Genomic DNA, 12,525 nt, shown 5'->3' on the forward strand with positions numbered 1-12,525 from the left:
CATGTTGAAAGTTTATAATACGCTATCGGGTAAGAAAGAAGACTTTAAGCCTATTGTTGAAGGCAAGGTCAGCATGTATGTGTGTGGTAACACAGTGTATGACTTTTGCCATATTGGCCATGCGCGAGCCATGATCTCCTTCGATATTATCTCGCGCTTTATTCGACACCTGGGTTATGACCTTAATTATGTGCGCAACATCACAGATGTTGACGATAAAATCATTAAACGTGCCCAAGAAAATAACGAGTCAACCCAGTCTTTGACTGAGCGAATGATTGCTGCCCAGCGTGAAGATGAGCTTAAGTTAGGTAATAAAATGCCTGACAGAGAGCCCAAAGCCACGGAGTTTATGCAGGAAATTATCGACATGGTGCAAATTCTGATTGATAAAGGGTTTGCTTATCAAGGAACGTCTGGTGATGTGTACTATCGTGCCAGCAAGTTCAAAGAATATGGAAAGCTGAATAACCGTAAGCTCGACGAAATGCTGGCGGGCGCCCGTATTGATGTGGAGAGCGCGAAAGAGCACCCAGCGGATTTTGTACTGTGGAAGCAAGCGAAACAAGACGAAGTGTCTTGGACTTCTCCGTGGGGGCAAGGTCGTCCAGGTTGGCATATTGAATGTTCCGCTATGTCAACTAGCTGCCTAGGCAGCCATTTCGATATTCACGGTGGTGGGCCAGATCTTAAATTTCCGCATCATGAAAATGAAATTGCTCAATCTGAAGCGGCTACGGGTAAGCAGTATGTAAACTACTGGATGCACTGTGGCGCGGTGCGCGTCAATAACGAAAAAATGTCTAAATCTTTGGGTAACTTCTTTACCGTACGTGACGTACTGGAAAAGTTTAACCCAGAGGTGATTCGCTATTTAATGGTGTCCAGTCAATACCGTAGTGCTATTGATTACTCAGATCAAAGCTTACATGAAGCTAAAGTGGCTCTAGAGCGTTTGTATACGGCTTTGCGCAACCAAGTTGTGGCAGATCAGTATGAGGCGACTGACTACACAGAACGCTTTGAAGTTGCCATGAAGGATGATTTTAATACTCCTGTGGCTGTTTCTGTCTTGTTTGAATTGGTTCGAGAGTTGAATAAAGCCAAAACAGAAGATTCAGGTTTAGCGGAGAAATTGGCGGCTGAACTCTTGTCTCTGTCTTCCTTGCTGGGCTTGTTGTACCAAGATCCAGAGTATTTCTTGCAAAATTCTGTCATCAGTGATGGCTTGGATGAAGCGGCAATACAGGCTTTAATCGATGAAAGGACTCAGGCTCGTAAAGATAAAAACTTTGCCCGCAGTGATGAGATACGCGATGAACTGGCCGCTCAAGGTATAGAGTTGTTAGACAGTAGAGAAGGGACGAGCTGGACTCGTAATTGATAAAAAAGGCGATGTGTAAACATCGCCTTTTTCAATTGAAGCTAGTCTTTTTTGACGCGAACAGCTAACACATCACAAGGTGCGTCATGCAGCACGCCGCTGGCAGTAGAGCCCAGTAACAAGGCTAGGCCATGCTTGCAGTGGCTACCCACAACAATTAGGTCTGCTTGTTTGTCCTTGGCGATTCGATGAATCTCGCTTTCAATGCCGCCTTGAGTAATGCAGGTATCTTGGTTAGGTAAGTCAAGCTGTGCGGCAAGAATGGCCATGCGCTCACTTGCTGTTTCTTTTAGTTGTTGCTGTATGTCTGTCACGTCAATGGGTACGTCGCCACCATAGGCATAGTTTAGAGACTCAATAACGTGAATGATGGTGAGGTCTGCGCCGGTGGATTGGCAAAGGGATAGGGCTTTGTTTGCGACTAAAATACTTTCATCGGTAAGATCAACTGCGAGTACTATTCGTTTATACATCATGGATTACCTCCAACTAAAAAAATGGCTCTACTGGTTAGTATAGTCTCAAACCTTAAGAGATTTATAAAATGACGGCTTTAATTATTATCTTTATTTCACTCTCTTTAATGGGGTCCGCATTATGGGTTTTGCCGCCCAAAAGGGAGCGGCTTAAAATGGCGCTAAGAATGAAGGCGCGCCAATTAGGTCTTACTGTTCAGCTTACCTCAATAGATCTTCCTGACAAGTGGGATAAAACAACAACTGCCCATAATGTTTGTGCTTACCGCTTATATCGCGGCAAAGCAGTGGACAGTTTACCAGCCAATACTTGGCTGTTGCCCTATGAAGTCTGGAAATATGTAGAAATTTGTGAAGGCTGGTGGTGCAATAATTCGATGCCAATTCCCAAAGTTGTTACCGATAGCTTAATGGAATATGGAGATTATTTAAGGGGGATAGAAATCACCCCTGAAGTGGTCAGCTTTTATTGGCATGAACGAGGTGACGAGGCCATGTTAGAGGTCATGAGTGATCTTCTCTATAAGCTAGAAAAAATACACTCAATAGGAGGGTGATTACGGGCTTGGTGGTGTCGGTTGGTCAAGATTTTGGATCAATTGGGTCAGTGCTTCTTCTGGGTCTTCCGCATTTTGGGCGGCTTCGATACTTGGGGATAGCATTTTTTTCATGCGCTCTTTAACGAAGTCTTCCAGTATTTTTTTCTCTGGCCTTTCAATGCTGTCTGACTTGATGTGAGACAAAATGACACCATAGAGGGTTTGGGCAACACGAGCATCACCGTTAATAAAGTTGGTGTTGGCTTGTACCAGTTGTCGATTAAGTTGAATCCATAGATTTAACCAGCGTAAATAGTCATAACAAGCTTGGTAGTGGTTGTTACTGATACGGCCTTTGCGACGTAAAAACAACAGCATTTTAGCGACTTTGGTAAGGCGCTCTTTATAATTTGTTTTTGCTTGAAAGGATAATGCTTCGGCTTCAGGATTGAATATCACAGAGCCGCTGTCTCTTGCTTCTTCGGCTTTGGCAATCATGACCTCGACGCGCTCTGGGTCATCGGCGTGTTGCAGAAGTTCGCGAAGTGTGTCTAGATAGAAATCATAAAGGACATCGGTGGCAATGGTATCTGTGTTGATGTCTACTAGGCCTTTAATGTGTTGTTCTACTCGTTCAGCGCGATTGGCCAATTGCATTTGCTTAAAGCGTCTTGCAGTGGCTTCTTTCTCTTTTTGATGAGCGCGAGTGCCAACAATAACGGACAGCACAACGATGATCATGAGAAAGATAATGGTTAAAATTTGAAGAGTAGCCATGATTGTCCTTAAGCAATGAATTCAGTATGGTAAATAAGAAATACTGGCTTCGGCAAGATTTAATGTGCGAAACATTACAGGGATTGCTTGTTATATAAAAGGTGTTTGCTTAATATCAGCGCCCAAAGACTAAACTACGTGCAAGCAGGGTTTGCAAACGTACTTAATAAAAGGCTTACATAGTTCAATGGGAAAATCACTGGTTATCGTGGAATCGCCCGCTAAGGCGAAAACCATCAATAAATACCTTGGCAATGACTTTGTTGTGAAATCGAGTGTAGGACACATTCGAGATTTGCCATCTGGGGCGACAGCGACATCGACGCCACAAGAGCGAGCAAAACAAGCGGCATTGACGCGAAAAATGAGCCCAGAAGACAAACTAGAGTACAAGCGTAAAAAAGCGCGTACTCAGTTGATTAATCGCATGGGAGTGGACCCAGAAAATGACTGGGCGGCTCACTATGAAGTGTTACCCGGCAAAGAAAAAGTGGTTGATGAGCTCAAGCGCCTAGCCAAAAATGCTGACACCATCTATCTCGCGACCGATTTGGATAGAGAGGGTGAGGCCATTGCGTGGCATCTAAGAGAAGCCATTGGTGGTGACGATAGCCGCTACAAGCGTGTTGTCTTTAACGAGATCACTAAAAAAGCCATTAAATCTGCTTTTGAGACGCCATCTGAACTTGATATGAACCGTGTTAATGCCCAACAGGCGCGTCGATTCCTAGATCGCGTGGTTGGCTTCATGGTGTCGCCTTTGCTGTGGGCTAAAGTTGCCCGTGGCTTATCTGCGGGGCGAGTACAGTCAGTGGCTGTGAGATTGATCGTTGAACGCGAAAAAGAAATTCGAGCGTTCGTTCCTGAAGAGTTTTGGGAACTGGATGCCTTGTTGGCAACCCCAGCAAAAGAAGTGATTAAATTTGAGGCGGTTAAATACCAAGAAAAAGAGTATCGACCTGCCACCAGTGAACAATCCGCTGAACATGTCGCCCGTCTGGAAAAAGCCAGTTTTGTTGTTACCAGTCGCGAAGATAAGCCGACAAAAAGTAAGCCTTCAGCCCCATTTATTACTTCTACCTTGCAGCAAGCGGCTAGCACACGTCTAGGTTTTGGCGTTAAGAAAACCATGATGCTGGCTCAAAGACTGTATGAAGCGGGTTACATTACCTACATGCGTACCGACTCTACTAATTTGAGTGCGGAAGCGGTTGAGTCTTTAAGAGAATACATAGGCACCAACTTCGGGGAAGCTTATTTACCACCTGAACCTATTCGCTATAGCAGTAAAGAAGGTGCACAAGAAGCCCACGAGGCGATTCGTCCTTCCGATATCAATGTTCGTGTTGATGATTTGCTGGGTATGGAAAAAGACTCCCACCGTCTATACGATCTGATTCGCAGTCAATTCATGGCCTGTCAAATGACACCGGCTGAATACACTTCTACTACCGTTACTGTTAGTGGTGATGAGTACGAGTTTAAAGCCAAAGGCCGTATTCTACGCTTCGATGGTTATACTCGTGCCATGCAAACAGTTGTGAAAAAAGGTGAAGATAATATCTTACCGGATGTGGCGAAAGGAGAGTCCTTAAGCCTTAACCAACTATTGCCAGAGCAGCACTTTACTAAGCCTATTGCCCGCTTTAGTGAAGCAAGTTTGGTAAAAGAACTTGAAAAACGTGGTATTGGCCGACCATCCACTTATGCGTCAATTATTTCAACAATCCAAGATCGTGGTTACGTGCGGGTAGAAAACCGTCGTTTCTATGCCGAAAAGATGGGTGACATAGTTACCGAACGTTTGGTGGATAGTTTTCATTCTTTGATGAATTTCAGCTTTACCGCACAGATGGAAGAGCAACTGGATGAAATAGCAGAAGGCCGTGAGAACTGGATTAAAGCTCTAAATGCTTTCTATCATGATTTCAGTGGCGTTTTAGCTAAAGCGGAAGACCCTGAGCAGGGTATGATGTTAAACGAGCCGACACCGACCGATGTGGCTTGTCCTACTTGCTCTCGTCCAATGCAAATTCGTACTGCCAGTACCGGTGTGTTCATGTCTTGTTCTGGTTATGCTTTGCCACCAAAAGAACGTTGTAAAGCCACCATCAACCTAGTTCGTGGTGACGAAGCTGTTGCTGTGGATGATGAAGAAGGTGAGTCTAAAGCGCTTATCAATAAGCGTCGTTGCAGCATTTGTGGCTCCGCCATGGACAGCTACTTGATGGACGAGAAGCGCAAGCTTCATGTATGTGGCAATAACCCATCGTGTTCTGGTTATGAAGTTGAGTCCGGCACTTTTAAAATAAAAGGCTATGACGGTCCTTTATTGGAATGTGATAAATGTGGCTCGGACATGCAGTTAAAAACAGGGCGTTTTGGTAAATACTTTGGTTGTACCAACGAAACCTGTAAAAACACTCGTAAGTTGCTTCGTAATGGTGAAGCAGCGCCGCCAAAAATGGACCCTGTACCCATGCCGGATCTGGCTTGTCTTAAGGTTGAAGACCATTATGTATTGCGTGATGGGGCGACCGGTTTGTTCTTGGCTGCCAGTCAATTCCCTCGTAAGCGAGAGACACGTGCGCCGCTAGTGAGTGAGCTGTTACCTTATATGGAGCAGATTGATCCTAAGTATCATTTCTTCCGTACCGCGCCTGTTGCTGACTCCGAAGGTCGACCAACGATTATTCGTTACAGTCGTAAAACCAAAGAGCAGTATGTGATGACAGAAGAAGAAGGCAAGCCTACTGGTTGGAAAGCCTTCTATGTTGGTACTAAGTGGGTCATCGAAGAGGGTAAGAAAAAGAAATGACAGGGGCGAGTATCGCAAGCGCGACCAACCAAAAATTAGACGCAGCCCGTCGGTTGATACAACAAAGCCAAGCCTGCAATGAGCATTGGTTATGTGCTGGGCTGGAAAGCTCGGCCATCTTTCAATTGCGCAGTGCGTTGAATGGTTTGTTGCAAGAAGTCCGTACCGCCTATGGCTTGTCATTTTCTTGGGATGTGACAAATTTATTGGAGCAAGCCGCGCAAAAGGGCTTGGTCATTCCAGTATTGTCTGAGCTTGGGGATTTGCTTGCTCAGCCGCAGTCTTGGTGCTCACAACTACAACAAGCTTATTTGGTTGAGTTCGAATGCCGAACGTCTACCGTGGCGGTGGTTGGTGAGGATTTGATTGGTAAAGGTGGTGATGAAGGTGCGTCTGTTGGCTTCTATTTATCAAAACTGGTTGAATTAGTGTTACGTTTTAGAGAAGAGTCATCAGAGTATTAAAATGAAAGAGTCCTATTTAGAAATTGTTGAGTTAGATAATGGTGACATTGTGTTACGTCCTGCCAGTGAAGATGGCGAAGAAACTGAGCCATTAGCGACGTTACAAATTTCTGACGATACCAAGTCCTACCTGAAAGAGCGTTATTTTGAATTAGCGAAGTGTATGTTTCATGCCGGCATAGACTTTGTGTATTCTGATGAGCAAACTTTTGGTGAAGAAACCGAGTCTTTAGAAGGGGGTGATATGCGCCCGAAGATTCTTCACTAGAGAAAATACAACAATAAAAAAGGTGAAGTCTTAGCTTCACCTTTTTTATTGTCTATTGCTTAGGTTCTTATAAACCCTGACGAATGACACCAACGGAGAGGCCTTCAATGGCAAACTCTTCGCTTTCAAGATCAACTATGATGTCATTAAACTCTTCGTTTTCAGGGATTAGCCTTACTTTACTGCCTTTTTGCTCAAAGCGTTTTACAGTAACTTCATCGCCAATCCGAGCGACGACGATTTGACCATTACGTACAGCAGTGGTTTTATGAACGGCTAATAAATCGCCCTCCATAATGCCAATGTTTTTCATGCTGGTACCGGTTACAGACAGAAAATAGTCTGCTTTAGGAGAGAACATGGCAGCAGGAATATTGACGTGTGAATCAATGTTTTCCTGGGCTAGCACAGGGTAACCAGCGGCGACTTTGCCGATAACGGGTAAGCCGAGCTCGTCGGTTTCTTCGTTGGCGGCTTGTTCGATTAAACGAATGCCACGGGACGCACCAGACAGCATTTCGATCGCGCCTTTTTTCGCCAAGGCCTTAAGATGTTCCTCGGCGGCATTAGGGGATTTAAAGCCCAATCGCCTAGCGATCTCTGCTCGTGTTGGTGGGAAACCTGTTTCATTAATAAATTCGCGAATGGTTTCTAGTACGTCAGATTGTCTTTTGGTTAATTTAATCATAGGTCATCTGGTTGTTTATACAGTAACTGTTATTATATACAGCATTATCCACGATACTCAATAAATTAAATGCTTTCAGACGAACTTAAAAAACAAATTCAGCAAGCTTACCGTGATTCCCTTGACGCTAAGTCCCATAAGCCAAGGGTAGGTCAGCGCCAAATGATCGGTGCTATCGCTCGTACATTGGGGAATATTCGCCAAGACAGCGAAGGGAATCGCTTGGAAGAAAAGCATGTGGCCGTGATTGAGGCGGGGACGGGTACAGGTAAAACCTTATCCTATTGTCTGGCGGCGATTCCGATTGCTAAGGCTAAAGGGTTAAAGTTGGTGATCTCGACTGCCACGGTGGCCTTGCAAGAGCAGATACTTCATAAAGAGCTGCCAAATTTATTGGAGCATACGGATTTTGCCTTTAAATATACCTTGGCCAAAGGTCGGGGGCGCTATCTTTGTTTGAATAACCTAGAAGGTTATTTGAGTACCGAAGAGCAAGCCATGGATGATATGTTTGCGGGTTTGTTTGAGCAGCACTTGCAGTCTGACGATGTCAATACTGTGCTTTATCAAGAAATGGATACTGCCATATCTGCCGGGGAATGGGATGGCGACAAAGATAATTGGTCTGGGATCATACGTGAACAAGATTGGCGTCGCTTAACGACGGATCATCAGCAGTGTACGAATCGAAATTGTGCTAATTACTCAGCTTGTCCGTTTTTTAAGGCTAGGGCTGAAATTGAAGTAGCAGATGTGATTGTTGCTAACCATGATTTGGTGTTAGCGGATCTATCTTTGGGTGGTGGTGCTATTCTAAGTGCCCCGAAAGAAACCATCTATGTATTCGATGAGGGTCACCATTTGCCCGATAAGGCCATCGGTCATTTCCGCCATGAGGTGCGTTTACAGCAGAGTATTTCTTGGTTGCGTCAGCTGGAAAAAAACCTTGTCAATCTTAAGCAAGAGTTAACGGATGATGTGAGTTTGACTGGGCAACTCTTGTTGAAAATCCCGCAACAGATTCAATCCATTACCAACTTTATTCAATACGCTCAACAAGGCCTAGCCCCGTATATTCAGGGCTTGGGGTTAGACCAAGATAACAACCAACATAGATTTGAGTTTGGCGTGGTGCCAGATGAATTACGTCAGCTGGCTTACAGCTTACAAACTTCTTATCAAAAGTTATTTAATAACATTGAAAGTATTCAGGATGAGTGTAAGAAAACCAAACAAAATGAAGGTATGGGAATTACCCCTGAAACGGCTGAAACATGGCAGCCGATTCTAGGGGTGATCCTAGGGCGCCTTGAGCAGTGTGTTGAGTTATGGCGCCTGTATTCAAGTTTAGATGATCTAAATTACCCCCCTAATGCCCGATGGTTGTTATTGACAGGTCAGGGTATGGAGCAAGATATTGAGTTAGGTGGCTCACCCATATTGGCGGCTAATACCCTAAGGCAGCAGTTATGGGACAAATGCTTTGGTGCTGTGGTCACATCGGCCACCTTAACCGCCCTCAATCAATTTCATCGTTTTAATATGCGTTCTGGTGTACCCAAAGAGAGTGAATACCTGCGTGTGATCAGCCCTTTTGATTTCAACGGTAAAGGTAAATTAGTGGTTCCTGATATGGCCAACGAACCTAATCGGGCTGACCTTCATACCGGTGAGATCATTGAATATCTAAATGACAAGGTTGACCCACAAAAAGCCAGTTTAGTCTTGTTCTCGTCCCGTAAACAGATGGAAGAAGTGGCGCAATCTGTTAATGCAGGTTTGCAGGAAATACTGCTGATTCAAGGTGAGCAGTCTAAACGCGTTATTTTGGATTCCCATAAAGCCAAAATAGATGAGGGCAAGGGTAGCCTATTATTTGGTCTGGCAAGTTTTGCTGAGGGGGTCGATCTTCCTGGGGATTACCTAACCTGTGTTTACATAGCAAAGATACCCTTTGCCGTGCCAGATGACCCAGTAGAAGCCACTTTAGCGGAATGGATACAGAAACGTGGCGGCAATCCCTTTATGGAAATCACCATTCCTGATGCTTCGTTGCGGCTGGTACAGGCCACTGGGCGCTTATTAAGAAGTGAAACTGACAGTGGTGAAATACACATATTAGACAAACGTTTGAAAACCAAGCGATATGGCTCCCAGTTAATCAACAGTCTGCCTCCGTACCGTTATGAATAGAAGACTAAGTAAGCAGAAGAAAGGGTGATAAACGCCACTCAATTAGGTACACTTCACTCAAAGAAACATTAATTTCACTCGATTAAAGAAGCAAAGATTCCAATATGGAAAACCAAACTCAAGACGCATCACCTGAAAGCACTGCAAAACCTAAACGTACCCGTCGCCAAAACAAGCGTCCTCGTAACAACAAGGCTACAGAGTCTTCCCAAACTGCAACTCCCGCAGCAAGCACCCAACAGGATTCTGGCAAGCAGGGCTTGTGGTCTATCGATGACTTCGTGGTAGAAAGTGTTGAAGGTAAATTGCGATTTCATGATTTGAATCTACCTGATCGTGTATTGAAATCCATTGCGGAAATGGGCTTTGAATATTGCAGTGAAATTCAAGCTGAAACCTTGCCTATGACATTGTTGGGTTATGACATTATTGGTCAAGCGCAGACAGGTACGGGGAAAACTGCAGCCTTCTTGATTGCTATGATCAGTGATTTCTTAGATTACCCTCTAGAAGAAGCTCGCCCTAATAATTTGGCTCGTGGTCTGATTATCGCACCAACTCGCGAGTTGGCTCTTCAAATTGCTGACGAAGCGGAGAAATTAACCACTAACTGTCATTTGAATGTGGTTTCTTTAGTGGGTGGTTTAAGTTATGAAAAACAAAAAATCGCTTTGCAAACGGAACAGGTTGATATCTTGGTAGCTACACCAGGCCGTTTGTTAGATTTTGCTCGCAGCAAGAAAGTGCTGTTGAACAAGGTAGAGTGTTTAGTGCTGGATGAAGCAGACCGTATGCTGTCTATGGGCTTTATTCCAGATGTTAAGAGCATTATTCGTATGACGCCACATAAAGAAAAGCGTCAAACCATGTTGTTTAGTGCGACTTTCCCTAAAGATGTACAAGCATTAGCCCGTCAATGGACATACTGCCCGAAAGAAGTGTCTGTGGTGCCAAAAGAGGCAACTAACCAAAATATAGAACAGGTGATTTATACGGTTGAAGCAGACCAAAAGTGGCCTGTACTGAAGCAACTAATCGAAGAAAATGGTGGTCAGCGTACCATCATCTTTGCTAACCGTCGTGACGAGACCCGTGACTTGTATGAGCGCTTGCATAAAGCCAATATTAATTGCGCGATTTTATCCGGTGAAGTAGCTCAAGATAAACGTGTGAAAACCCTTAAGGGCTTTAAAGATGGTCGTATCCAAGTGCTTGTAGCAACGGACGTGGCTGGACGTGGTATCCATGTGGATAACGTTGAGTTGGTAGTGAATTACGCGCTACCAGAAGACCCTGAAGATTATGTACACCGTATTGGTCGTACTGGTCGTGGTGGTGAAACCGGTAAGTCGGTGAGCTTTGCCAGTGAAGATGATGCTTTTATGATCCCTGAGATCGAAAAGGTCGTTGGTGAATCGATTCGCTGTGAATATATGGTAAATACGTCTTCATAATTGCACTTTATTGATAAGTGAGTTGAGATGCATTTAAAGCACAACTTTTCTACTTTGGGTGAGTCTTTCTATTCGGCAACACTTATCCAACCCCTCTTAGAGCAGCGTTTGGTTGAATGCAACCAAACGCTCGCTGACAACCTCGCTATAGATTTTAAAGACAGTGAAACGCTTGCTCTGTTAAGTGGTGAACAACCAATAACCGCTAGCCTTAGTATGGTCTATGCGGGCCATCAATTTGGCGGTTTTTCCCCTCAGCTTGGTGATGGTCGTGGGGTGTTGTTAGGGGAGGTTGTAGATCAACAAGGTAAGCTGATTGATCTACACATGAAAGGTGCAGGGCCAACCCCTTATTCTCGTCGTGGCGATGGTCGAGCAGTATTACGCTCATGTATGCGTGAATATCTGGCTTCTGAGGCCATGTTTGCCTTGGGTGTTCCTACCTCAAGAGCATTGGCATTATTTGATAGTCGAGAAGCTGTGCATCGTGAAACCCCAGAAATGGGGGCTATGTTATTGCGCACAGCCAATGGTCATATCCGCTTTGGTCACTTTGAGTACTTCTTTTCCCGAGGCATGACGGATGAATTGGATGCGCTTATCCAATATTGTTTGAGTCATTATTACCCTGAATGTTTAGAGACATCGTCTCCCATCGAAAATATGTTGCTGGCGGTGGTCGAGCGAACCGCCCACATGATTGCAAAGTGGCAGGCCCATGGCTTTCAGCACGGTGTTATGAATACGGATAACTTCTCTTTTACCGGTGAGACCATAGATTATGGCCCATTTGGCTTTATGGAAGACTATGATGAAAGCTGGGTTTGTAATCATTCCGACTATGAAGGTCGATACGCTTTTAACCGACAGCCGGGTGTAGGCTTGTGGAATCTCAATTGTTTAATGCGCTGTTTTTCGAGTCATTTAACGCGAGATCAGTTGGTTACTATTTTACAAACCTACGAAACCGCTTTGCAAAGCCACTATGATAGCCTGATGCTACAAAAGTTAGGTTTAAGTGACGTGGCAGATCTTCATAAATTATGGCCATCTCTTGTCACTATATTGAGTCAGGAGAAGCTGGATTATAGTTTATTCTTGCGCAGTTTAAGTCTGCTTAGTGCAGACGATTACAGCTTGCTGCTTGATGAAGTGATCGACAGAGAGCGCCTTCGTACATGGTTGGATGAATATATGTCTATTCGTTCGTTACAAGGCAAAGATTGGCAGCAAGTACAGCAGGGGATGTTAACGGTAAACCCCAAGTATGTGTTACGCAATTATTTGGCTCACGAAGCGATTCAGGCCGCCGAAGCGGGGGATTACCTACCGTTTCGACGTTTGTTAAACCTTATTACACAGCCCTTTGATGAGCATCCGGCTTGCGAAGCATTGGCTCGCAGAGCTCCGGGTTGGGCAAAATCATTAGAAGTAAGTTGCTCTTCCTAGTGAATAGATTGGTAA

The 12,525-nt window shown here is 44.6% G+C and carries 11 protein-coding genes; 8 read left to right on the top strand and 3 right to left on the bottom strand.

Translation table 11 applies throughout. The annotated features are described in order from the left end of the window. The first annotated feature begins 1 nt into the window (after position 1). On the top strand, positions 2 to 1,384 hold the full coding sequence (gene cysS, locus ACUM5Y_RS11675; RefSeq protein WP_445977052.1) for a cysteine--tRNA ligase: 1,383 nt from the start codon (positions 2 to 4) through the stop codon (positions 1,382 to 1,384). Between the two features lie 41 nt (positions 1,385 to 1,425). On the opposite strand, the gene ACUM5Y_RS11680 is transcribed toward cysS, so the two are convergent. Continuing rightward, the gene (locus ACUM5Y_RS11680) at positions 1,426 to 1,860 is read right to left on the bottom strand and encodes a universal stress protein (RefSeq protein WP_445977053.1); all 435 of its coding nucleotides are present in this window, start codon (positions 1,858 to 1,860) and stop codon (positions 1,426 to 1,428) included. A gap of 68 nt (positions 1,861 to 1,928) precedes the next feature. On the opposite strand from ACUM5Y_RS11680, the gene ACUM5Y_RS11685 reads away from it, so the two are divergent. Further along, a complete protein-coding gene (locus ACUM5Y_RS11685) occupies positions 1,929 to 2,417 on the top strand; it encodes a hypothetical protein (protein WP_445977054.1) in 489 nt (162 codons plus the stop codon). On the opposite strand, the gene ACUM5Y_RS11690 is transcribed toward ACUM5Y_RS11685, so the two are convergent. Further along, on the bottom strand, positions 2,418 to 3,176 hold the full coding sequence (locus ACUM5Y_RS11690) for a DNA topoisomerase I (protein ID WP_445977055.1): 759 nt from the start codon (positions 3,174 to 3,176) through the stop codon (positions 2,418 to 2,420). A gap of 187 nt (positions 3,177 to 3,363) precedes the next feature. Here ACUM5Y_RS11690 and topA point away from each other — a divergent pair, with 187 nt between their 5' ends. The 3 genes from topA to ACUM5Y_RS11705 are packed head-to-tail and all read left to right on the top strand — an operon-like array spanning position 3,364 to position 6,726. Next, on the top strand, positions 3,364 to 5,994 hold the full coding sequence (gene topA, locus ACUM5Y_RS11695) for a type I DNA topoisomerase (protein ID WP_445977056.1): 2,631 nt from the start codon (positions 3,364 to 3,366) through the stop codon (positions 5,992 to 5,994). Further along, positions 5,991 to 6,458: a DUF6586 family protein gene (locus tag ACUM5Y_RS11700; RefSeq protein WP_445977057.1), complete on the top strand. Its 468-nt coding sequence runs from the start codon at positions 5,991 to 5,993 to the stop codon at positions 6,456 to 6,458. Before topA ends, ACUM5Y_RS11700 begins: the two co-directional genes overlap by 4 nt. 1 nt (position 6,459) lies before the next feature. Then, a complete protein-coding gene (locus ACUM5Y_RS11705) occupies positions 6,460 to 6,726 on the top strand; it encodes a hypothetical protein (protein WP_445977058.1) in 267 nt (88 codons plus the stop codon). Positions 6,727 to 6,793: 67 nt separating this feature from the next. Here ACUM5Y_RS11705 and lexA read toward each other — a convergent pair whose 3' ends face one another. Continuing rightward, positions 6,794 to 7,414 (bottom strand): transcriptional repressor LexA, encoded by a 621-nt coding sequence (lexA, locus tag ACUM5Y_RS11710; protein ID WP_445977059.1) that lies wholly within the window; start codon positions 7,412 to 7,414, stop codon positions 6,794 to 6,796. A 69-nt stretch (positions 7,415 to 7,483) separates the two neighbouring features. Between lexA and dinG the strand changes: the two genes are divergently transcribed. From dinG to ACUM5Y_RS11725, 3 genes are all read left to right on the top strand, one after another. Beyond that, the gene (dinG, locus tag ACUM5Y_RS11715) at positions 7,484 to 9,607 is read left to right on the top strand and encodes an ATP-dependent DNA helicase DinG (protein WP_445977060.1); all 2,124 of its coding nucleotides are present in this window, start codon (positions 7,484 to 7,486) and stop codon (positions 9,605 to 9,607) included. Between the two features lie 104 nt (positions 9,608 to 9,711). Then, a complete protein-coding gene (locus ACUM5Y_RS11720) occupies positions 9,712 to 11,061 on the top strand; it encodes a DEAD/DEAH box helicase (RefSeq protein ID WP_445977061.1) in 1,350 nt (449 codons plus the stop codon). A 27-nt stretch (positions 11,062 to 11,088) separates the two neighbouring features. Then, complete coding sequence (locus ACUM5Y_RS11725) at positions 11,089 to 12,510, top strand: protein adenylyltransferase SelO (protein ID WP_445977062.1); 1,422 nt, start codon at positions 11,089 to 11,091, stop codon at positions 12,508 to 12,510. The last annotated feature ends 15 nt before the right edge of the window (positions 12,511 to 12,525 follow it).

It is taken from the genome of Marinomonas dokdonensis, assembly GCF_052747885.1.